Annotated in this window: 19 protein-coding genes and 1 pseudogene; 8 read left to right on the top strand and 12 right to left on the bottom strand. The window is 59.8% G+C overall.

Annotated elements, in window-relative coordinates:
• Window positions 1-121 precede the first annotated feature (121 nt).
• Together ACM6G4_RS25205 and ACM6G4_RS25200 are read left to right on the top strand one after the other, a co-directional pair.
• Complete coding sequence (locus ACM6G4_RS25205) at window positions 122-796, top strand: YciC family protein (protein ID WP_414914840.1); 675 nt, start codon at window positions 122-124, stop codon at window positions 794-796.
• Between the two features lie 66 nt (window positions 797-862).
• Window positions 863-1,942, top strand: coding sequence for an endonuclease/exonuclease/phosphatase family protein (locus ACM6G4_RS25200; protein ID WP_414914839.1), 1,080 nt, complete (start codon window positions 863-865; stop codon window positions 1,940-1,942).
• Between the two features lie 117 nt (window positions 1,943-2,059).
• Here ACM6G4_RS25200 and ACM6G4_RS25195 read toward each other — a convergent pair whose 3' ends face one another.
• The 5 genes from ACM6G4_RS25195 to ACM6G4_RS25175 all read right to left on the bottom strand — a co-directional run bounded on the left by ACM6G4_RS25195 (window position 2,060) and on the right by ACM6G4_RS25175 (window position 8,026).
• Window positions 2,060-2,893, bottom strand: coding sequence for an ABC transporter ATP-binding protein (locus ACM6G4_RS25195; protein ID WP_046041715.1), 834 nt, complete (start codon window positions 2,891-2,893; stop codon window positions 2,060-2,062).
• Window positions 2,881-3,684: an ABC transporter permease gene (locus ACM6G4_RS25190; RefSeq protein WP_414914838.1), complete on the bottom strand. Its 804-nt coding sequence runs from the start codon at window positions 3,682-3,684 to the stop codon at window positions 2,881-2,883. The genes ACM6G4_RS25195 and ACM6G4_RS25190 overlap by 13 nt, the downstream gene beginning before the upstream one ends.
• A gap of 8 nt (window positions 3,685-3,692) precedes the next feature.
• A complete protein-coding gene (locus tag ACM6G4_RS25185) occupies window positions 3,693-4,679 on the bottom strand; it encodes an ABC transporter substrate-binding protein (RefSeq protein ID WP_056728804.1) in 987 nt (328 codons plus the stop codon).
• Between the two features lie 464 nt (window positions 4,680-5,143).
• Window positions 5,144-6,514 (bottom strand): aspartate aminotransferase family protein, encoded by a 1,371-nt coding sequence (locus tag ACM6G4_RS25180; RefSeq protein WP_056728808.1) that lies wholly within the window; start codon window positions 6,512-6,514, stop codon window positions 5,144-5,146.
• Window positions 6,515-6,535: 21 nt separating this feature from the next.
• A complete protein-coding gene (locus ACM6G4_RS25175) occupies window positions 6,536-8,026 on the bottom strand; it encodes an aldehyde dehydrogenase (RefSeq protein WP_414914837.1) in 1,491 nt (496 codons plus the stop codon).
• 226 nt (window positions 8,027-8,252) lie between these two features.
• On the opposite strand from ACM6G4_RS25175, the gene ACM6G4_RS25170 reads away from it, so the two are divergent.
• Complete coding sequence (locus ACM6G4_RS25170; protein WP_414914836.1) at window positions 8,253-9,182, top strand: LysR substrate-binding domain-containing protein; 930 nt, start codon at window positions 8,253-8,255, stop codon at window positions 9,180-9,182.
• Between the two features lie 31 nt (window positions 9,183-9,213).
• Here the strand turns inward: ACM6G4_RS25170 and ACM6G4_RS25165 are convergent.
• The 4 genes and pseudogenes from ACM6G4_RS25165 to ACM6G4_RS25150 all read right to left on the bottom strand — a co-directional run.
• A pseudogene (locus ACM6G4_RS25165) lies at window positions 9,214-9,345 on the bottom strand (helix-turn-helix transcriptional regulator); the annotation flags it as partial.
• Between the two features lie 20 nt (window positions 9,346-9,365).
• The gene (locus ACM6G4_RS25160) at window positions 9,366-10,601 is read right to left on the bottom strand and encodes a hypothetical protein (RefSeq protein ID WP_414914835.1); all 1,236 of its coding nucleotides are present in this window, start codon (window positions 10,599-10,601) and stop codon (window positions 9,366-9,368) included.
• An 8-nt stretch (window positions 10,602-10,609) separates the two neighbouring features.
• Entirely contained in the window at window positions 10,610-11,386 is a 777-nt protein-coding gene (locus ACM6G4_RS25155) for a hypothetical protein (protein WP_223542011.1), read from the bottom strand.
• Window positions 11,379-14,141: a glycoside hydrolase family 19 protein gene (locus tag ACM6G4_RS25150; protein ID WP_414914834.1), complete on the bottom strand. Its 2,763-nt coding sequence runs from the start codon at window positions 14,139-14,141 to the stop codon at window positions 11,379-11,381. The genes ACM6G4_RS25155 and ACM6G4_RS25150 overlap by 8 nt, the downstream gene beginning before the upstream one ends.
• Window positions 14,142-14,760: 619 nt before the next feature.
• Between ACM6G4_RS25150 and ACM6G4_RS25145 the strand changes: the two genes are divergently transcribed.
• Window positions 14,761-15,108 (top strand): DUF6124 family protein, encoded by a 348-nt coding sequence (locus ACM6G4_RS25145; RefSeq protein ID WP_223542013.1) that lies wholly within the window; start codon window positions 14,761-14,763, stop codon window positions 15,106-15,108.
• A 50-nt stretch (window positions 15,109-15,158) separates the two neighbouring features.
• On the opposite strand, the gene hrpB is transcribed toward ACM6G4_RS25145, so the two are convergent.
• Complete coding sequence (gene hrpB / locus ACM6G4_RS25140; protein WP_414914833.1) at window positions 15,159-17,675, bottom strand: ATP-dependent helicase HrpB; 2,517 nt, start codon at window positions 17,673-17,675, stop codon at window positions 15,159-15,161.
• A 100-nt stretch (window positions 17,676-17,775) separates the two neighbouring features.
• On the opposite strand from hrpB, the gene ACM6G4_RS25135 reads away from it, so the two are divergent.
• Both ACM6G4_RS25135 and ACM6G4_RS25130 read left to right on the top strand, forming a co-directional pair.
• Window positions 17,776-18,195, top strand: coding sequence for a hypothetical protein (locus ACM6G4_RS25135; RefSeq protein ID WP_056728815.1), 420 nt, complete (start codon window positions 17,776-17,778; stop codon window positions 18,193-18,195).
• Between the two features lie 40 nt (window positions 18,196-18,235).
• Window positions 18,236-19,132 (top strand): cation diffusion facilitator family transporter, encoded by an 897-nt coding sequence (locus ACM6G4_RS25130; RefSeq protein ID WP_056728817.1) that lies wholly within the window; start codon window positions 18,236-18,238, stop codon window positions 19,130-19,132.
• Here the strand turns inward: ACM6G4_RS25130 and ACM6G4_RS25125 are convergent.
• The gene (locus ACM6G4_RS25125) at window positions 19,126-20,166 is read right to left on the bottom strand and encodes a DUF6515 family protein (protein ID WP_414914832.1); all 1,041 of its coding nucleotides are present in this window, start codon (window positions 20,164-20,166) and stop codon (window positions 19,126-19,128) included. The genes ACM6G4_RS25130 and ACM6G4_RS25125 overlap by 7 nt on opposite strands.
• A 450-nt stretch (window positions 20,167-20,616) precedes the next feature.
• On the opposite strand from ACM6G4_RS25125, the gene ACM6G4_RS25120 reads away from it, so the two are divergent.
• A complete protein-coding gene (locus ACM6G4_RS25120; RefSeq protein ID WP_007937367.1) occupies window positions 20,617-21,096 on the top strand; it encodes an Lrp/AsnC family transcriptional regulator in 480 nt (159 codons plus the stop codon).
• A gap of 239 nt (window positions 21,097-21,335) precedes the next feature.
• Complete coding sequence (locus ACM6G4_RS25115) at window positions 21,336-21,545, top strand: DUF2788 domain-containing protein (RefSeq protein ID WP_007937369.1); 210 nt, start codon at window positions 21,336-21,338, stop codon at window positions 21,543-21,545.
• Here ACM6G4_RS25115 and ACM6G4_RS25110 read toward each other — a convergent pair.
• Complete coding sequence (locus tag ACM6G4_RS25110; RefSeq protein WP_223542014.1) at window positions 21,540-22,175, bottom strand: pseudouridine synthase; 636 nt, start codon at window positions 22,173-22,175, stop codon at window positions 21,540-21,542. The genes ACM6G4_RS25115 and ACM6G4_RS25110 overlap by 6 nt on opposite strands.
• Window positions 22,176-22,195: the final 20 nt, after the last annotated feature.

The raw sequence follows: 22,195 nt of genomic DNA, 5'->3' as shown, positions 1-22,195 counted from the left end.
TCGACCTTAATGGAGGCTGAAACAAGATGTTTCAATGTCCTTTACCGAACGTTTACGTTTGCTTCCCCCTGCGCTTGATCGGTTAAAGTGGGCCACTGCTTCCAACCTGCGATACCAACTGATGAATCCGTTAGATGTGCTGCGTGACTCCCTGTATTTCTTCAAGCGCAATCTGGGCCAGATCGTGCAACTGTGCCTGCCGCTGGTGATGCTTGAGGCACTGCTGCAACAAGTGGTCGACCATTCCACCGAGCCGGACAGTTTCCCCGGCATCAGCGTGATTGTCGGCTTGCTGGTGTATCCGCTGTACACCGCCGCGCTGATTCTGTTTCTCGACGCCCGCAGCCGAGGCGAATCGCCGAGCAACCGCGAGCTGCTGTCCAGGTCCGCCTACCTGTGGCCGCGCTTCGCCCTGCTGACGGCGCTCAATACCGTGCTGATTCTGCTGGGCCTGTCGCTGTATTTCCTGCCGGGTATCTACCTGATGGTGACCCTGGCGTTTGGCGAATACCTGCTGGTGTTGCGCGGCCTGGCGCCGCTGGCGGCCATGAAGGAAAGCCTGCGCCTGACCAGCGGTCACTTCCTGCGCATTCTGCTGTGCATTCTGTGTGTGATGGGACCGTTGTGGCTGCTCAAGGGCGTGACGCTGGCGGCGTACCCGGAACCTCAGAACCCGGTGGTCTCACTATTGATCGACAGCGCCCACAGCTTCCTGCAGCTGTTTACCAGCGTGGTGCTGTTCCGATTGTTCATGCTGATCAACCCGTTGCCCGAGAGAAATGACAGCTCGCTCTGACCTTGGGCGCGACCATCGCTCTCGGGTATGCTCGGGAGCAATCCTGTAACGCTAATAAGCCGAGCCATGACCCGTCTACTGCGCTACACCCTGCTGGGCCTGCTGATCGTGACCGGCCTGATCACCGCGATGATATACAGCCTGACCTGGCGCCCCGACGCCAAAGAAGTGTTGCCAGTCAGTTGCAGTGCCCAGGCCCCTTCCCTGGTCCCCGGGCAGGCGTTGAAGGTGATGACCTGGAACGTCCAGTACCTGGCCGGCAAGCGCTACGTATTCTGGAATGACCTGGCCGCCGGTGCCGACGAACGTCCCACAGCGGAAGACATGGCCTTCAGCCTCGACGAAGTGGCGCGGGTGATTCGCGACGAACAACCGGACATCGTGCTGTTGCAGGAACTGGACGACGGCGCCAAGGCCAGCGATTACCAGCAGCAGTTCAAACTGCTGCAGGAACGGCTTGCCGACTTGTATCCCTGTGGCGCCAGCGCGTTCGATTGGAAGGCCGACTTCGTACCGAACCCGCACATCTTCGGCAGTGTCGGCCGGCAACTGGCGACCCTGAGCCGTTACCGGATCGAACATGCCGAACGCCTGCAACTACCCGTCGCCTCGGGCAATCCGCTCAGCCGCCAATTCAAACCCAAAGACGCCTTGCTGGTGAGCTACTTGCCCTTGAGTGATGGCGGGCAAATAGCGGTGCTCAATACCCATTTGGACCGCGCCAATCGAGCCGACAACACCTTGCAAAACCAGGTGAACGCCGTGGCCAGGGCCCTCGATAAACTCGAAAGCCGTGGCACGCCGTGGCTGATCGGTGGGGATTTCAACCTGTTGCCGCTGGGCCAGTATCGACGCCTGTCCGACGCACAACGCGCGCCCTACTCCGCCGACAGCCCGTTGCACATCCTGTGGGACAAGTATCCGATGATCCCGACCAACAACGAAGCCAGTGGTATCGACCGCGAACGCTGGCTGACCCATTACCCGAACGATCCCGGGCTGAACGGACCGGACCGGACCGTTGATTACCTGTTCTACAGTCCGCGGATCAAAAGGGTCGAGGCCATGGTGCGGCAGGACGATACATTGCGTATCTCCGATCATCTGCCGGTGATTGCCCGCTTCCTATTGCCGGCTGCACCTTAACGCATAACCTGTAGGAGCTGCCGCAGGCTGCGATCTTTTGATCTTCAGCCATACCAGCAATCAAAATCAAAGGATCGCAGCCTGCGGCAGCTCCTACAGGGGGTGTGCATTTGCGACTTAATGCACCTCCTCCAGATCATCATGCAGCAGCCCGAAGATCTCGCGCTTCATCTCGATGAACGAGCGCTCCATGACCATATCGAGGTTGCGTGGACGTTCGATCGGCACATCCAGAATCTGCTTGATCCGCCCTGGCCTGGCGCCCATCACATACACCCGGTCACCCAGCAGAATCGCCTCGTCGATGTCGTGGGTCACGAACAACACGGTCTTTTTGCTGTTGCCCCACACCCGCAGCAACAACTGCTGCATTTGCAGGCGCGTCTGGCTGTCGAGGGCGCCGAAGGGTTCGTCCATCAGCAGGATCTGCGGATCATTGGCCAGCGCGCGGGCAATGGCGACGCGCTGCATCATGCCGCCGGACAACTGCTTGGCGTAGTTGTCGGCAAAGCCGCTCAAGCCCACTTCATTGACGTAGTAGTCGACGATGTCCTTGCGTTGCGCCGCCGGCATGCCGCGGCGCTTGAGGCCGAACTCGACGTTCTGCCGCACCGTCAGCCACGGGAACAGCGTGTAGCTCTGGAACACCATGCCACGGTCCGCACCGGGGCCTTCCACCTGTTGGCCGCCGACGTAGATCTCGCCCGAGGTCGGTTCGGCCAGGCCGGCGGTGAGGTACAGCAGGCTCGACTTGCCGCAACCCGAAGGTCCGACCAGTACCGCAAATTGCTGGTCCGGCACCTCGAACGACACTTCCTCCAAGGCGGTAAAGGTACCGCCATCGGGTTTCTTGTAACTCAGGCTGACCTTGTCCACCTTCAGCCGAGGCGCGTTCACTGGGGCAGCATGAGGCGCGGTAAAACGATGAGTGGCGGCGGTTACTGAGCCCATGCGGTGATCCTCAGGCGTAGGAAACGGAACAGTTGATCGGTGACCAGGCCCAGCAGGCCGATGATCGCGATGGCGAGGAAAATCACATCCACCTGGAAGCCACGCATGGCCTTGAGGCTCAGGTAACCCAGGCCACTGGAAGCGGCGACCAGTTCAGCCACTACCAGGTAAGTCCAGGCCCAGCCCATGGTCACGCGCAAGGTGTCGAGCACACCTGGCAGGGAAGCCGGAGCGATCACATGCAGCACTGCATCGCGGCGATTGGAACCGAGGGTGTAGGAGGCGTTGATCAGGTCCTTGGAGATGCCTTTGGACACGTCCGCGATCATCACCAGTTGCTGGAAGAACACGCCGAAGATGATCACCGACACCCGCTGCTCCAGACCGATGCCGATCCACAGGATGAACAGCGGCACGAAGGAGGTCACCGGCAGATAGCGAATGAAGTTCACCAGTGGCTCAAGAAAGGCCTGGACGATGCGGAAGCTGCCCATCAACAGTCCCAGCGGCACCGCCACCAGGGACGACACGATGAAACCGACCATCACCACTTCAACGCTGGCCCACACATGTTGGCCAAGGGTGCCGTCGCGGCCTAACCGCACGGCGGCCTCGACCACCGCGCCCGGCGTCGGCAGGAACATGCCTGGCACCACGCCACCGTAGGACAAGCCGGCCCACAGACCGACCAGCAGCACCCAGGCCAGGCCGTTCGCGCTCCAGATCACCGAGACCGGCAAACCGGTCTTGGGCGTAATGCAACGGCTCAGCCATGAATTGCGCTTGAACATGCAGCCTCCTAGAGCGGGGTGACGAAACGGTTGTCGATCAGGTCGTCATTGCTGACGTTGTAGGGCTTGCCCTGCAGCTCGCTGGCGGTCTCGTTGGCCAGTTTGATCAGCGGTGCGCTGTCACCCGGCTTGCCCGGCGAGCCCAGCAGTTTTTCGCTCATGGCCTGATCGTAGAAACGCACGCCTTGCGCTGCGGCTTCCAGCTCCTTCGGATCGGCCAGGTAACCGCCGACACCCTTGGCCATGATTTTGTAGGCTTCCTGCGGATGATCCTTGGTGTACTGCACGGCTTTGTACAAACCGGCCACCAGGGCCTTGACGTCTTCCGGCTGTTTTTCGATCACGCTGCAATTCAGTGCGACCACATCGACGATCACCCCCGGTGTGCTGCTGCTGTCGATCAGCACCTTGCCCTGCTTTTTGTCGCGAACCATCGACAGGTGCGGCTCCCAGGTCACGGCGGCGGGTACGCGACCGGCGATGAACGCGGTGGCGGCGTCGTCGGCCGTCATGTTCTGCACGGTGATGTCGCTCATGCTCATGCCGTGTTTTTTCAGCAGATAGGACAGCCAGAACTGCGAGGTCGAACCTTCGTTGACCGCAACGGCCTTGCCCTTGAGTTCCTGCAGGCTCTTGATGTCCTTGCCTACCAGCACGCCGTCGCCACCATGGCTGTCGTCCAGCGCGGCCACGGCCTTGAAGCAGAATTGCGGACGGTACTTGAGCACCTCGTCGATGGTCGACGCCGAGCCCGACAACTCGCCGGACGCTTGTGCAGCCATGTACATCGCCGCTTCCTCGACCACCGGCAATTCGACGGTCAAACCGTTTTCCTTGAAGTAGCCAAGGTCCTGGGCCAGGTACAGGGTGCCGTAGCCGACCCAGGTGGTATGACCGATGGACAGAGTGCCGGCCTGGACGCTGGTGGCAACCGTCGCGGCGATGGCGGTGACCGCCAGCGGATAAGTGAAGCGGGTGAGCAAGGACTTGGTCATGGAGCACTCCCAAAGCTGTTGATTTAGTTTTGTCATGGGCAGTACGGCGAGCCCTGAATCGGCTGCGACCTGTGGTCTCTGTGGGACCCTTCGGCGGGCAGCATTCGGCGGGCTGGCGAGATCGATGTTGGCCCATGGGAGGGCTTAGGAAAACGAGGAAATATGTGGATGCGAGTGATGAAAAAACTGGTTAGCGCGCACCGCGAAAGGGCGCTGTGGGCGGGGATGCCCGAGGTGGGTGCAAAGCTTGAGAACAGCAAAAGATCGCAGCCTTCGGCAGCTCCTACATTGGAATGCGATCCCCTGTAGGAGCTGCCGAAGGCTGCGATCTTTTATGTCTGTCGCAATCGCGAGCAGGCTCGCTCCTACAGGGGTCTATGTCGCCCTCGTTTCCGATGATCGACACAAATCCAATGTAGGAGCGAGCCTGCTCGCGATAAGGTCCGCAGGACCTTCCAGCAAGATCAGAGCCGGCCGTATTCCTGCGCCGTACGATCCACCGCTTTCAGGGTCTTGGCGATCAGCTCATCAATCTCTTCACGACTGGCAATCAACGCCGGCGCCATGATCATCCGGCCAAGGGTAGAGCGAATGATCACCCCCTCCTCGAAACCGATCGTGCGGCAGCGCCAGGCGATGTCGTTCTCGTTGGCAAAGCGCTTGCGAGTGGATTTGTCTTCGGCCAGTTGCAACGCCGCGACCATGCCGGTGCCCTGGATGTCACCCACCAACGGGTGCTTGCCGAACACTTCGCGCAGGCACTGTTGCAGGTACGGGCCGATGTCGTCCTTGACCCGCGTCACCACGCCTTCGTCACGCAATGCCTTGAGGTTGGCAATCGCCACCGCCGCCGCCACCGGGTGCCCGGAATAGGTCAGGCCGTGGGCGAACACGCCGCCCTGCTCCACCAGCACCGAAGCCATTTTCTTCGACAGGATCAAACCGCCCATGGGGATGTAGCCCGAGGTCAGGCCCTTGGCGATGGACAGGGTGTCCGGCTCGAAACCGAAGTACTCGTGGGCGAACCATTCGCCGGTGCGACCGAAGCCGCCGATCACTTCATCGGCGCACAGCAGCACGTCGTACTTGCGGCAGATGCGCTGGATTTCCGGCCAGTAGCTTTCTGGCGGGAAGATCATGCCGCCGGCGCCCTGGAACGGTTCGGCGATAAAGCCCGCGACCTTGTCCGCACCCAGTTCGAGGATCTTCGCTTCCAGTTGCTGGGCCGCGCGCAGACCGAATTCCGCCGGTGTCAGGTTGCCTTCGTGGGCGAAGAAGTACGGCTCGTCGATGTGCTCGATGTCCGGAATCATGCCGCCCATTTCGTGCATGAATTTCATGCCGCCCAGCGCCGTCGCGGCCAGGGTCGAACCGTGGTAACCGTTCCAGCGACCGATCATGATTTTCTTCTCGGGCTTGCCGAGCACCTGCCAGTAACGACGCACCGTGCGGATCAACACCTCGTTGGCCTCGGAGCCGGAGTTGGTGTAGATCGCGTGGCTGTAGTGAGCCGGCAGCAGGCTGAACAGCAGCTCGGACAGCTCGATCACCTGCGGGTGGGTGGTGTGGAAAAACATGTTGTAGTACGGCAGTTGCTCCAGTTGCTGGCTCGCAGCAAAGGCCAGGTCCTTGCGCCCGTAACCGAGGTTGGTGCACCACAGCCCGGACATGCCGTCGAGGTAACGCCGGCCATCGTTGTCCCACAGGTGCAGGCGTTCGCCACGGACCATCACCCGTGGCCCCTCGTCGTTGAGGGCTTTTTGATCGACGAATGCATGGATGTGGTGCGCAGCGTCGGCGGCCTGGTAGTCGCGGGTGTCACGTGGTGTGGTCATCGCCAGTTCTCCGTTTTGTTATCAGCGCAATTGAAACCAGGTGGTCTTCAACTGGGTGTATTTATCGAATGAATGCAGGGACAGGTCGCGGCCGAAACCCGACTGCTTGCCGCCGCCAAAAGGCACGGTCACGTCCAGCGCATCGACGCTGTTGACCGACACCGTACCGGCCCGCAATTGTCGCGCCACACGGTGGGCGCGGTTGAGGTCGTCGGTCCACAGCGAAGCCGCCAGACCGTAGACGCTGTCGTTGGCCAGTTGCAAGGCGTGGGCCTCGTCGTCGAATGGCGTAATCGCCAGCACCGGGCCGAACACTTCATCGCGAAACAGCGGCATGTCCGGGGTCACACCGGTGAAAATCGTCGGCTGGATGAAGTTGTCCGAGCCGTTGAAGATCGACTGCCGACCGCCACAAACCTTAGTCGCGCCTTGCTGTTCGGCCTGCTGGATGAACTTCATGATCCGCGCGGTCTGCCGGCTGTCGACGATGGCCCCGGCGGCGCTCGACGGGTCCAGAGGATCGCCCGGCAACCAGCGTTCGGCCTGGGCCTTGAGGCGCTCGACGAACTCGTCATGGATCGAGCGCTGCACCAGCAACCGCGAGTTGGCCGAGCAGACTTCGCCCTGATTGAAGAAGATGCCGAACGCGGCTTTTTCCGCGGCCAGATCCAGGTCCTGACAATCGGCGAACACCAGGTTGGCACTCTTTCCGCCGCACTCCAGCCACACCTGCTTGAGGTTCGACTGGGCCGAGTACTGCATGAAATATTTGCCGACTTCGGTGGAGCCGGTGAACACCAGGCAATCGACGTCCGGGTGCAGGCCGAGGGCTTTGCCGGTCTGCTCGCCGAGGCCCGGCAGTACGTTGAGGACGCCTGCCGGAATCCCCGCCTCCAGCGCCAGCTCAGCCAGGCGCAGGGCGGAAAACGGCGACTGCTCGGCCGGTTTGAGGATTACCGAGTTACCGGCGGCCAGGGCCGGGGCGAGTTTCCACGCCGCCATGTCCAGAGGGAAATTCCACGGCACCACGGCAGCCACCACGCCGAGGGCTTCGCGAGTAATGGTTGCCAGCACGTTCTGCGCGCTGGGGGCGATCTGGTCGTAGAGTTTGTCGAGGCTTTCGGCGTACCAGCGGAACACGCCTGCGGCACCCGGCACGTCGATGTTGTAGGCATCGGTGACGGGCTTGCCCATGTTCAGCGAATCGAGCAGCGCCAATTCTTCACGGTTTTCCAGGATCAAGTCGGCCAGGCGCAACAGCACTTGCTTGCGTTCGGTCGGCGAGCGCGCAGCCCAGGTGCCAGCCTCGAAGACCTGCCGCGCATTGTGCACCGCCGCGTTCACATCTTCTTCACCACAGGCGGCAACGTTGGCCAGGCATTGCCCGGTGGCGGGGTTGATCGCGGCGAAGGTCTGCCCCGACTGCGCCGCGCGGCGCTGGCCGCCGATCACGGCCTGGTCGGGAAACCGCAGGGAAGCGGCCTTGCGTTGCCAATACTCAAGCTCGAACACGTTCAGATGCTCCAGAGGACATTCTTGTGTATTGGATAGTCGCTCAGGCCCGAGCGGTGGAAAACCAGTAAAAATGTGTTCGCAGGCCAAGAAAAAACTACGTAGCCAATCTCCCTTCTGGCGCAGCATGTGGTTATTGTTCAAACACAACAAATCGCCACCCGAGCGGATAGGGGTGGCGCGCAAATTGCCAGGATGCCTGATCCGTTCTCCCCCGAGGTTTGCTGTGGCTGCCTACAATCTGCGTCAACTGAAATACTTCATCACAACAGTCGAGTGCGGCAGCGTTGCCGAGGCCTCGCGCAAGCTGTACATCGCCCAGCCTTCGATCTCCACGGCCATCAAAGGGCTGGAAGACAGTTTCGGCGTGCAACTGCTGATCCGCCATCATGCACAGGGCGTGTCATTGACCCCCAGCGGTGCACGCTTCTACCGCAAGGCACAGGAACTGCTGCGCATGGCCAAGGAGTTCGAGCAGAACGCCCTGGCCGACAACGACGTGGTCTCCGGGCAGATTGATATCGGCTGTTTCGAAACCGTCGCGCCGCTGTACCTGCCGCAATTGATCGCAGGATTTTCGGCGTTGTACCCGGGGGTAGAAATCCGCATTCGCGATGGTGAGCAACAAGAGCTGGTGCAGGGCCTGACCTCCGGGGCCTTCGATCTGGCGATCCTCTACGAACACGACCTGGACGGCACCATCGCGACCGAACCGCTGATGCCGGCGCAACGACCTTATGCGTTGTTGCCGGCGGATCACCGCTTTGCCCATCAGGCGCAGGTGTCATTGCGGGACCTGTGCCTGGAACCGATGATTCTTTTGGACGTGCAGCCGAGCCGGACCTACTTCGTCAGCCTGTTCGAAGAGCTGGACCTGACCCCGCGCATCGCCTTCAGCTCGCCATCGATCGAGATGGTGCGGGGCATGGTTGGCCAGGGATTCGGGTTCTCGATCCTGGTGACCAAGCCGCATTCGGAGTGCACCTACGACGGGCAGAAAGTGGTGTGCGTGGACATCGCCGAGGACGTCACCGGTTCCGGGCTGGTGGCGGCATGGCTCAAGCGTGGGCAACTGACCAAGCCGGCGCAGTTGTTCGCCGACTACTGCCGCGAACAACTGACCGCCAAATCCGAAAGCTCAACGCCGTCCGTGTAGGAGCTGCCGCAGGCTGCGATCTTTTGACTTTTTAATGCCAGCACAACCACCCGATAAACAGCGCAAACAACTCCGACTGCGATCCCACTTCCAGTTTCAGGTACCGGTTTTTGCGGTACATGCGCACGCTTTCCGGTGAGATGTTCATCTGGCAGGCAAAAGAACTGACTGGCAGAACGACGTTCAAGACGCCTGCTTCAAAAGTGGTGACACCGGAATCAACACCGTACCCCATAGACCCGCCGCAGCCGCGCCGCCACTGTAAATGAACTGCGACCCGGCACCGCACCGAATCGCCTGCGTCCCGGCAGCGACAGCCAACCAAGGCGAAGCGCAGCCTGGATGACCCAGCATTGCATCGAGGTTGCACAATCCCGGCCTATTCACTGACATGGGTATTTCAGACATCACGCCTGCAATGGCGCCCGCCCCTCGCGCATCAACACCCGCTCGCCAAACCTGCTCGACTGATCTCGATTCAAGCGGCACCCACCCAATCGCCTGGCGCGTAGCGTAAAGCAGGTCATCGGAGGTGGGCTCGCGCGCCTGCTCCGGGCGGTGCAGAAAAGCAATCGGCGATAACGTGGCCTGCGTCAGACGGTTGCCAAACAACAACCCGACCGCAACTTCCGCCGTGCCATCCGGCTGCTGCGGCGCAAACTGCACGGCCAACACCAATAGTAACGCCCGATCACCGATACGCTGGTCCAGCCAGTGGTCCAGTGCGGCCAACCCGCGACCCTCGACGGGGGTTGCAGGCTGGCGAATGCCGGATTCGCGCCATGCCTGTCGCCACACTCGGCGCCATTGGTGCTCCGGCAAAGCGGTATCGACGTCCAGCAACAGGGCCAATGGTTGATCGGCGGGCAACTGCGCCAAAGTGGGTGCCAGGTCGGCGAGCGTCTGCGCCCATATACTCAGCAATATTTCTTCCGGATTTTCATCTGCATCGCAGGATAAACAACTATGGCGCAATGTTGCTCCATCCACCCTGGACGCTTGTGATCTCAGCGCCGTCGTCCCACTCAGCAGAGCATCCAGTTGTATTTCCGGATCATCCGCAGGCTCTTCAAGAGCAGTCTGCACGCTCACGCCCAGCACCTGTTGCGAGCGGCGCCCCTGACGCATCTTCCGACTCAAGTCTTCTTCGCGAGCGTTATCCCAGCCATCGGCGGCCCCCTGTTCACCGGCGTACAACAGCACTCGCCCGAATCCCAGCACGCACCAACCCAGGATTGGAATGCCCAAGGCCAGGCTCCAGAAATCCGAAGGCCGCTGGGATAAGGTTTCGTCGCCGAACAACAGTGTTCCTCCGACGCCCAGCAAACAACACAGCAACAACAGGCCCATCCAAATCAAAAATTGAGGTGGTTGAGGACGTACGGCAGGAGGAGGCATTTTATCCAGTCTAATTGGCATGGATTCACCTAGGTCGCCGAAAAGTTTATCGACTTACACTGTGCCCATTTAGTAATTGTCTTTATCTTTGCTTGGTAGGAAATCTTGCACCATCCGGCAGTCGAATCCGTCACCACGACTCTGTCGCCATCGATTAAGTACATCTTAGTTTGACTCTGCTGCTCCGGCTCAGAACCGCCATCAAAAAGAAATGTTTTCTCTATAATGGTACCTGTTATTTCTTTGTCAGCAATGATGGTGTTAAACAATGGCGAACCAACTACCGCCTCAACACTTTTCTTGTCTTTGTACGGATATATATACGTTGATCGTCCTTGTTCATCGACAGAATCCCCACCCAGATCAAAAAAACGTGTACGCTTTCGGTCAAGAAGTAAAGTTTCGTCCTCCAACCTAATAACACTTACGTCGTAAATATCACTTACCGGATCCCAGGCTCTTGGCGTTTCCATGCGATGGATAACGAACAGCATTTCTTCGCCACCCCCACCAACTGGAAGAAAAAAAGCGTCGGTGATTGTTCCTTCCGTACCCGCGTATGGAAACTCATAAATAAACTTTGGGCTTTCAGATGGAATAACTGAATAAAGGGATATTTCATCAGGATCACGGGACAACTGCCCCTCGGGTTGCACCTCTGCTTTTGTGTAGACGAAACATGCTTTCACCCCATGTACATCTATAGAGCTATAAGCTTCCCGAAGGCCAATTGCACTGCACTCTTCATTACTCGCTATTGCCGTCGACCCAAGCAAACAACCAAAAAATATAATTAACTTAATCATTTCTTTTACACCTACTATCAAAATGAGCATTGAATTTTTTAGTAATCTCCCGCTTGTATTTTTGACGATCAGGCAAACCTGCCAATCCGATATTTATGGGGCGAGTCACCGCGGTAACGCCGACGTCCCCATTTAGGGACGGATCTTCCGCAATCGCTGCTATACGACTTACCTTCCAGAACCACAGTGCTGTTTCTATAGCAACGGCGAAATCTTTCTCCATGAGCTCTGGGTTAGAGTCAATCGGCAGCCCTGTATCTCTGGCACATTTCTTATAGGTTTCATAATGAGTGAGATGGATCAACCCTCGCCCTCTAAAATCTTTCCCTGGCTGTTCAGCATTGCCATAACAGTGCAAGCCGTAAGCTGCATCGTTACCTATAAGATGTTCATCTATCCAATTCAGTTTTTCTTCATCACTTGCGAAGGAAAGCCCTTTTCTAGAAAAACCCGCATTAATTACAGTCGGAGATAACCTATAAAGTTTGGCGGCAGTGTATGTTCGCCTAGAGTAGTTCAACGACTCTCGAAAATGTAAAAACCCGCCAGTCTCCTTCTTTGCTTGCGCTAGCAGATGCGTGATTTGCTCACAGCTATCTAGCCCGTATTTATTGAATAGTTTTTTAGATGCTTCGACCATTGCACTGATGAAAAGCGGGTTCACTTCGCTGCCGCATATTTCGCTCAAAAAATCTTTCGTTAATGTGAGCGTAGTGCCGCATATTTTGCAGTTCAGCATTCCGTTTACAGTGTTCGCGAAGTGACCAAACAACCCAATCGGATGAAAGTGATATGCACTCCCCCAAGAAGGCAACCCCACTTTCTCCGCAACTTCCCGCCACCACCCCATCTGCGCAATCCGCTGCTTTTCCGCCAGCCAATTCAAATGCGGTGTCGAGCCGCTATGGCCGAGCAATTCATCCAGTGCGTCCCATATCTTGGGCTGCTGAAACCACTCGCTTTCCTTGTAAAGGACCATCTGCGAAATCGACTGAGCATGAGCCGGTCGCTCAAGGGCCGCCAGCAATTCAGAGACCATTAGCGTGCCGTCGGGGTTGCGACCGATGATTTCGTACAACCGGCTTTTCATCGGGCCCTTGTCGTCTTTTTCGGCAATGGAACGATAGCGCTCGCGTTCCTCGTCGCTGAAACGGCCAATGGCGTTGAGAAAAGAGGCCAGCAAATGTTTGGGTCTGCTGTAGTCGATGATGACGCCATAGCCTTCCCAAGCCCAAGGACTGACCCAAGGCGTTACGCCTGGCTCTTCACACACCCAGCCATCAAGAAGGTTGTTGTCGGCGTCGTGAAGCAAATGTTTCAGGTGATACCAGGTACGAGCTTTGCGCGTCGGAGTCGCGGGCACCTGGATTTTTCGGTCCGCCGGCAGATCATCGAGCAACTTCCTGGGGACCAACAAATCGGCAGCACTGACCGGGCTGGAAGTACTCGACGCCTGCAATTGTGCAGCGGTGACATTTCCTTCGTGCGCCACCACGGGTGCGCCCTTGGCGAACTTCAGCCAGGTTCTGTCTTTCTCCGGCAGGCGTTGGGCCCACAATCGACTGGCTTCGATGAATTCCTCGACGTCATCACCACTGAAGGTTTCCAGGTGTAGCTTCTTATCCGGCTGATTCGCGCCGCCGTCCTGATACAGGCCGAGATGGCCGATGAGGTCACCGGCCTTGATTGCGACAGGCTGGTCAAGCACCACGATCTGATCTGTCGCTACCGGCTCAATGGCACCTTCCAGCGAGTCAAAATGCACATACTGGTTGATGCGTTCAAGCTTGCGAAACTCGCCTTCGCCACTGACCGTGACTTCCGATTCAACCGGTAAATCGAAAATTACGTTATCGGCAATCACCGGTTCGGCCCGGACGTTGACTGTCTGCTTCGACGAACTGATGCGGGTTTCTTTGCGGTCTGGGTGTTTGAGCACCTGAGTAGAGAGATAGCCCTTGATAGAGCCATCGGGGTTGAGCAGTTTGGCCGGTCCCAGGCTGCTCTCCAACTCGCGAAATTGTCCGGTGCCGCTGATAGCCACTTCGGCGCCTCTCGGCAGAACATCGATTACCTGGCCATTCAACTTATTGCGCACGTTCAGACCACGCTGTTCAGGCCGGTCGGGAAAGACGTCCTTCGCCGTCTGCTTGACGCGAAAGGTCGGACGCTCGGGCCAGAATCTTGGGCGAGCGAGAGTGGAATCCTTCTGGTACGTCGCCCAATCCTGCAGATGCATGTAGAGGCTATAAAAAATCAGGCTTGGTGGAGTGTCCGGGCTGCCTTCGATCTTCGGCGGTTGAAGGTGATGGCGAACCAACACGAAGTTGCGCGAAAAGGGCTTCTCGACCGTTCGATCGTTGGCGAAGTAAGCGGTTTTCGGCGACTGCGTATCGATGCGGTAGGCCACCACTTCGCCGTCGGCCAGGCAATGCACGCTGGATTGCTCCAGGGTACCGGCGGTGCCGCTGTCGAAGTGCACGCCGCCGTGCCACAGGCCGCCGCGTCCGAGTGGGTAGTAGCCGGCCACCGCGTTGGCCAGGTGGGTCAGTTGCCTCAGGGAATCGCGCGTGTCCTGGAACGGATGGCTCCAGTTTTCCAAGGGTCGCAGTGTATGGGTGGTGGGCTCTGCCGCCGTCGATGTGAGGAGAGGACGTATATCAGGCACCGGCGAGTTTGGGATCTGCGGTGCATCAGACCGCGAAGTAGCGTCGTACTTGTGGAGTCCAAAAAGTCGAGAAAGAACGCTGGCCATGTTGTATGTCGCTCCTTGTTTTCCAAAAGGGGTCAACCAGAGAAATGCGTACGTCCCAGAACATCGGATTTTATGCTCGATCAATTCAGAGCGATGACGGTCCGACAGCTTTCTGGAAGCTGGTAAACGTTGAAATAGGAAATGTCCCGAAAGCACGTAGGATGGGTCCGGGATGGCGGCGCGCCTGGTCTGTCAGGTTTTGTATGGACTTGTCGACTGGATGTGGCGAGGGGCTTTCGGCTTTTGTTCGCAGCGGTTTTGCGCGCGAGCAACTACTTTTTTAAACGCCTTCAAGGTCATTTCAAGAAAGCTACATCACCTTGCGTCGTTGCCTACGGTTACGCCAGAATCCGCCGGCTTGTGCGCCCTGGGGTCGCTCGGTAACTTGATTCGCGTCACTGATGGTCAGTGATCGGGTTTAGTAGCCCGGCCAAGGTTATAGCGGTCGCATGAGCATTATCAGTCAGGTATTCGCCTGCACTTGATGGTAGCTGTGCGCATGGCGTCCTCGGGCGCGCCGGTTTTTGCTTACCCTTGCCGGTCTACTAACTTGCGCACAGCTGCCACCCTTTCGTGTAGTAGCGAGATGGTGCGGCCCAACTACTAAAGGGAAGCACTTATGAACAAACCAACACCGAATCCCCCGGACGCAGATCCGGCAAAACTTTCAGAAGCACTCGACTCAAACAATACCCACGAGCGGTCCGAACGCATCCCCTCTGCCGCCGACATCCAGGCCACTCCGCGCAAACTCTGCACGATGTTCATCGTCAATCCGGAACTCGATAGTGAAACCCTGCTGGCTCACGCCTGCGAATCACTGGCCTCGGCCAATGTCATGACGATGGATCTGGCGGACCGGACAGAGGGATCGAGTCGCAATACGCTGTTGGGTATCGCGCAAGTCATCATGCTGGGCGAGTTGGCGGTAAACCGGGTGCTGGACCGGGTCGATCCGCCTGAGTAGAAGAGCAAAAGATCGCAGCCTGCGGCAGCTCATACGTTATCGCGCTGCGATTACTTGCGCGGTTTTATCCGCGCAGTCGCCTCCGCCACCAGCGGATCATCCGGCCAGTAGTGCTTCGGGTACCGCCCCTTCAAATCCTTCTTCACCTCGGCATAGGTGCTGCGCCAGAAGTTGGCCAGGTCCTGAGTCACCTGCACCGGTCGCCTTGCCGGGGACAACAGGTGCAGCTTGACCACCTGCCGGCCGCCGGCGATGCGCGGGGTTTCGGCCAGACCGAATAACTCCTGCAATCGCACCGCCAGAATCGGCGGCTGTTCGCTGTAGTCCAGACGAATCGACGACCCCGAGGGCACGCTCAAATGATGCGGCGCCAGCTCGTCCAGCCGTTGCGGCAGCGGCCACGGCAGCAGGTTGTGGACGATGCTCGACAAGTCCAGGTTGGCGAAGTGACTGAGCCGAGAAACCTTGCCCAGATACGGCATCAGCCAGTGTTCCAGATTCTTGAGCAATGCCGCGTCGCTGACATCCGGCCACTCGCTCTCGCCCTTGGCGGCGAGGTCCAGTTGCCGCAACAAGGCGACCCGCGCCTGCCACTGACGCAGTTCCGGGGTCCACGGCAACAGCTCCAGGCCTTTGCGCCGCACCAGGTTAACCAGCGCCTGGCTACGGGCGGTTTCGTCGAGGCCGGTCAGTGGCTCGCGGCTGAGGATCAGTTCGCCAACCTTGCGCTGACGCTCGGCCCGCAGCACGCCCTCGCGCTCATCCCAATCCAGTTGATCGACGCAGCGCACCTGCTCGGCCAGCACTGAATCGAAGAGCGCCGGATCGAAGTCCGTCGCCAGGTAAATCCGCTCCTCACGCTGGCCCTGGCGACTGCCCAGATCGGCGATCACCAGCCACGCTTGCTTCATCAGGCTGTCGGCTTCGGCGAATAGTGCCGCACGACCGTTGGCCAAACGGTATTCCGCGCCACCGGCACGCCGTTGTTGGGCGACCCGGTCGGGATAGGCCAGCGCCAGCAAGGCGCCGAGCCAGCGTGGATGGTCGGGATCGCTGACCGGCTCCGAGGCTTTGCCACGCAGGTAACCACGATATTGCCGCGCCAGTTGCCGTGCGCGCTGCACCCCGCCCTGCGCGCCGCGTGCAGCACGCTCTTCGCCGGACAGCAGCGCCAGTCGGCTGTGCAGGTCCGCCCCGGCACCGCGCAAGATATCGCGCTCGCCGAGCAGTGCCGCGACGTCGCAGGCCATGTCCGCCAGCCCCAGCGCCTGGCCACGCAACAGTAAATGCGCGATGCGCGGATGCGCCGGCAGTTCGGCCATGGCCTGACCATGGCGGGTCAGCACTTCCCCTTCCAGCGCCCCCAGGCGTTCGAGCAAATCCTGAGCCTGTGCATAAGCGGCGGCCGGCGGCACGTCGAGCCACACCAGTTGCCCGGGCGTCACGCCCCAACGACCAAGCTGCAAGGCCAGCCCGGCGAGGTCCGCCGAGAGTATTTCCGCACTGCCATAGGCCGCCAGTTGCTCGTGCTGGTCCTGGGACCACAAGCGATAACACACGCCCGGTTCCAGTCGCCCGGCCCGGCCAGCGCGCTGGGTGGCACTGGCCTTGGAAATGCGCTGGGTATCGAGACGGGTCATGCCGCTGCCGGGGTCGAAACGCGGCACCCGCGCCAGCCCGGCATCGATCACGACCCTCACGCCATTGATGGTCAAACTGGTCTCGGCGATGTTGGTGGCCAGCACCACTTTGCGCTTGCCCGCCGGTGCCGGATCGATGGCTGCCCGTTGCGCCGCGAGGTCCAGTTCACCGTGCAACGGGCACAGTAGGACCTGAGTGTTTTCGCCCAAGGCATCGGCCAGTTGCTGATGCACGCGGCGGATTTCTGCTTGCCCCGGCAGGAACACCAGCACACTGCCGGTCTCGTCGTCCAAGGCTTCGAGGATGGTCTGCACCAGACGCGGCTCGATGAATTCACCGGCCTGGAACGGCCGCCCCCAGCGCATCGCCACCGGGTACATGCGCCCTTCGCTGCGCAGGATCGGCGCGTCGTCGAGCAACCCGGCCAAGCGTTCGCCTTCGAGCGTGGCAGACATCAAGAGGATTTTCAGCGGCTGATCGTCACGGAACAGTTCGCGGCCATTGAGGCTCAGGGCCAGCGCCAGATCAGCGTCGAGACTGCGTTCGTGAAATTCATCGAAGATCAGCAGACCCACGCCTTCGAGCGCCGGGTCATCCTGCAAACGCCGGGTGAGGATGCCTTCGGTGACCACTTCGATACGGGTGTTGGGGCCGACCTTGCTGTCGAGCCGAATGCGATAACCCACGGTTTCGCCGACCTTCTCCCCCAGCTCACTGGCCAGCCGTTCAGCCGCTGCGCGCGCGGCCAACCGGCGGGGTTCGAGCATCAGGATGGTCTGACCGGCCAGCCACGACTCGTTGAGCAAGGCCAAAGGCACGCGGGTGGTTTTACCGGCGCCGGGCGGCGCTTCGAGCACGGCTTCGTGGCGTGTAGCGAGGGCTTCACGCAGGGCGGGTAAAACTTCATCGATCGGCAAAGAAATCATGCTGGCTCCAAAACAGAGCGGCGAGTATAACGGCGAACTGTTTGGCGTAGTCTGGGCTCTAACCAGTAACGTTCTTGGCGTTCTACTCAGGAGATTTCATATGCGTGCTCCCTTTCGCCTGATTGGCGGTGTTCTGGTCGCAACCTTGCTGACTCAAGTGACCGCCTGCGGGTCGATCTTCTACCCTGATCGACGTGGCCAGATCGAAGGCAAGATCGACCCGGCCATCGCCGCGCTCGACGCCGTGGGCCTGTTGTTCTACATCATCCCCGGCCTGATTGCGTTTGCCGTGGACTTCGCCACCGGCGCGATTTACTTCGAGCCAGGCAAGACCGCCCAGGTCGACCCGCAAAAGCTCAAGGACGCTATCGGTCCCGACGGCAAGGTCGATAACCGCAAGTTGCAGACTATTCTGGAAAGCGAACTGGGCCGCAGCTTCCCGCTGGACGATCCACGCCTGATCCAGAGTAAAGGCAGCTCTCAACAACTGGCGATGTTCGGCCTGCAACCCGCCGCGTAATCCCTACGCACGAAAGGACTCTCAAGGAACGATGGCCCCTATGACCTCCAGCTCCGAACACGCCCGCCTGCTGCGGCTGGCGACCCGTGCCTCGGTGGCGGTGGCGTGCATCCTGATCGTCGCCAAAGCCATCGCCTGGTGGCTGAGCGGCTCAGTGAGCATGCTCGCCGGGCTCACCGACTCGACACTCGACGGTGTCACGTCATTGCTCAACCTGCTGGCGGTGCATTACGCCCTGCGCCCCGCCGACAATGATCATCGCTACGGACACGGCAAGGCCGAGTCATTGGCGGGCATGGCCCAGGCGCTGTTCATTGGCGGCAGTGCGGTACTGATCGCGTTGCAGGCCTATGATCGACTCAAACATCCCGAACCGGTCGGCGCGCCGTGGATCAGTATCGGCGTGATTGTCTTCTCCCTCGTCCTGACCTTGGCCTTGCTGTCGCTGCAACATCGGGTGATCAAGGCCACGGGCTCCAACGCCGTGCGGGCCGACTCGCTGCACTACCGTTCGGACCTGTTGCTCAACGGCAGCATTCTGATCGCACTGGTGTTCGCCGGGTTTGGACTGCACCAGGTCGACCCCTGGTTCGGTCTGGGCATCGCTGCCTACATTCTCTGGAGCGCAGTGCAGATCGCCCGGGAAAGCTTTGCGGTGTTGATGGATGAAGAACTGCCGCCGGAGGTCAGCCAGCACATGCTGGAACTGGCGTGCAGCGTGCCCGGCGTGTTGGGGGCCCATGACCTGCGCACACGGATCTCCGGCAACCAGTGGTTCGTGCAGTTGCATCTGGAGCTGCCGGGGGAACTGACGCTGTCAGTGGCCCACGGCATCAGCGATCAGGCTGCCGCGGCGATTCACACCGCCTACCCGCGGGCCGAAGTGCTGGTGCACGCCGACCCGCAGGAAGTGGTAAAAGCCGCCCGGGATCAGTAAGTCACCTGATAACCGCGACTGCTCAGGCAGTCACCCTGGGCCTGTCGGTAGGCTTGCACCACCGACGGGTCTGGCTGGTAGGTGGCGGTTCGTGGATCGAATCCACTCTGCTGCACCGCGTATTGATAACACTCGTAACCATCCCGACTGACCTGTTCCGGCGACTGACCGTTGGCTGGATACGCCTCCACGTCATAACCACTGTTGCCGGCTGGAGGTTGCGATTGGCCAACCGGCGGTTCGACCACGACGTAGTCCTGAGTGCTTTGCTGATAGGCGTAATAGGAACCTGCCGCCAGGAACAGCAGCGCCCCACCGATCCACACCTGCTCGGCGTAATCAGGCAGGTACCTGACACGAATCCCCCGCGGTGGCTCCACCACCACGTAACGCGGGCCCAGCGGGCGATACCAGTAGCCACCGGAATAGTAATAATCCATGCCACGGTAAGGCACGCGGTAGTCGCGCTCGGGGAAGCGGTCGATCACATGGCCGGGACGATACTTGGGACCAGGCCCCCAGCCGTTGCCGCGCCCACTCGGACGCCCCTCCCAATGCGTGTCATTGGACGGCGCGCCTATGTAGCCATTCCAGTGCTTGTTGTAATCGTTGCGACGCGGTTGATTCTGGTCGTAACCGTGCGGCGGCTCCCGGGTCTGGCCCACGGTGTCGGGGCGTGGCTGGATCGGCATGTCAGTGGCCGGCATCTGCGGCGGAGGCGGCGGCGAGCGCACCCGGCTGTTGTAGTCCGGTGCTGGGCGGCTCTGCCTCTGGTCATTGTCCTGACGTTGATCCTGGCCGCTGTGCTCGTACTGGCGATTGTCGTTGTTCTGCGCACGGGGCTGATTCTGCTGCTGGCCGTTTTGCGGATGTGGCTGGTTGCCGCCATGGCCCTGGTTATCGCCCTGATGCCCACCCTGGCCGTGTTGCCCGCCATCATGGCCACGATTTTGCTGCTCATCAGCCATCGTTTGCGCAGAGACACTGACACACAACAAACCAACACCGGCCAAACGCCAGATGCGCGATTTCATGCTGTTCCTCATTGCGGGTAAGGGCCTGTACATAAGACTGGGAAAGCAGTGGCCGGTTCTGCGACAGGTTATCAGTCACGCAACTTATTTATTGAGGCCTGCTCTTTAATTCACGGCAGCAAATTCCACGCAAGAAAAAGGGGAGACCCGTCGGCCTCCCCTTAGAGAACTTCGTCCTGGCTCGACACTTGTGGCGTCGGCTCACCTCACGCCGTCTTCTGGACAGTGTGTAGCTCGGGGGTCGGCACATCCCCGGTGGGGGTGGCGACCGCGGCGGGCCTGATTCGGCGAGCCGCACTGGACTGTTTGTCCGAGCAGTGATTCTAGTGATAAGAATAGGCCGGGAGCGCCGGCAGAGGATTGCGAAGATTGCTGAATTAAACATCACTTGCGCAATTTTTAACCCCGGATACATAATCCTCCGCAATAGTTACGACAAAGGACCGTTTGATGAGCAAGCTCGACCGTTACGACCTGAGTATTCTGGCGGAATTGCAGCGCGACGCACGCATCTCCAACCAGGAGCTGGCCGAGCGCATCGGCCTGTCGCCTTCGCCGTGTTCGCGGCGGGTCAAGCAACTGGAAGACGACGGCTACATTTCCCGCCAGGTAGCCCTGCTCGACCGCAAGATGCTCGGCCTGAGCCTGACCGCTTACGTGCTGATCGGCATGGACCGTCACACGCCGGAGCGTTTCGAGAATTTCGAAGCGGCCATCCGCACCCTGCCCCAAGTGCTCGAATGCAGCCTGGTGACCGGGATGGATGCCGACTATCAACTCAAGGTCGTGGTGCCGGACATGGATCACTACCAGAAACTGTTGCTGGGGCATCTGACGCGGATTGAAGGCGTGACCAGCGTGCGCTCGAGTTTTGTGTTGAATCAGGTTTTGAACAGCACCGAACTGCCTTTGACTCATCTGCGTAGCTGAGTAGCACTTCTGTAGGCGCCTGTAGGAGCTGTCGAGTGAAACGAGGCTGCGATCCTTTGATCTTTTCTTAGCAGCAAAATCAAAAGATCGCAGCCTTCGGCAGCTCCTACAAGAGCAGGTCGGTTGTCAGACCGGGCGACGAATGACTGCGACACACCGACGCAGGTCAATACAGTGCGTACTCGCTGAGGCGTATACTCCCCGCGCCCTTTTAGCCACGCCCGCGCTGGAGATGTTCGATGGATCCTGCCGTATTCGAAGAATGGATGATGACCGGACTGGTCAGCATCCTGATCATTTTCATGGGTTTCATCGTCTGGGATCTGGCGAAGAAGTCCAAGGCCGGGCGCTTCGGCTCGTTCATTTTGTTCTTCGTGCTGGGCCTGGGCGTGGCGGCGTTCGTGATCAAGAGCGTGGTGATCGGCCTGATCGAATCCGGCACGTTATAAGCGCGCCGGCACTTCCTTCCACTGGCCCTGATCGAGCCCCTCGATCGTCCAGTCACCGATCCTGACCCGCACCAGACGCAAGGTCGGCAACCCGACCGCAGCGGTCATGCGCCGCACCTGTCGGTTGCGCCCTTCGCGAATCACCAACTCCAGCCAGCTGGTCGGCACGCTTTTACGAAAACGCACCGGCGGATTGCGCGGCCACAGCTCGGGCTCGTCCAGTTGCCGCGCCTCGGCGGGCAAGGTCATGCCATCATTCAATTCGACGCCGTCACGCAAGCGCTGCAACTGCTCGGCGCTCGGCTCGCCCTCGACCTGTACCCAATAGGTCTTGGCCAGCTTGTGTTTCGGGTCGGCGATCCGCGCCTGAAGCTGGCCGTCGTTGGTCAGCAGCAACAAGCCTTCGCTGTCGCGGTCCAGCCGTCCGGCCGGATAGATTCCCGGTACATCAATGTAATCCTTGAGGGTCGCGCGCCCTTCGCCGTCGCTGAATTGCGTCAGCACATCGAAAGGTTTGTTAAACAGGATCAGCTTCGGCTCGGCCGGTGGTGCCTTGGCGACACGGCGCGGGGCTGAAGGAGAGGGTTTCGCGCCAGAGCGGCGGGAAGGTGGACGAGATGGACGCGACATGGGCAAAACAACATCTAACG

It is taken from the genome of Pseudomonas sp. IT-P258, assembly GCF_949767825.1.
Lineage (GTDB): Bacteria > Pseudomonadota > Gammaproteobacteria > Pseudomonadales > Pseudomonadaceae > Aquipseudomonas > Aquipseudomonas monachiensis.
The sequence above is the reverse complement of the archived record's forward strand: the minus strand, read 5'-3'. Positions and strand labels throughout refer to the sequence as shown.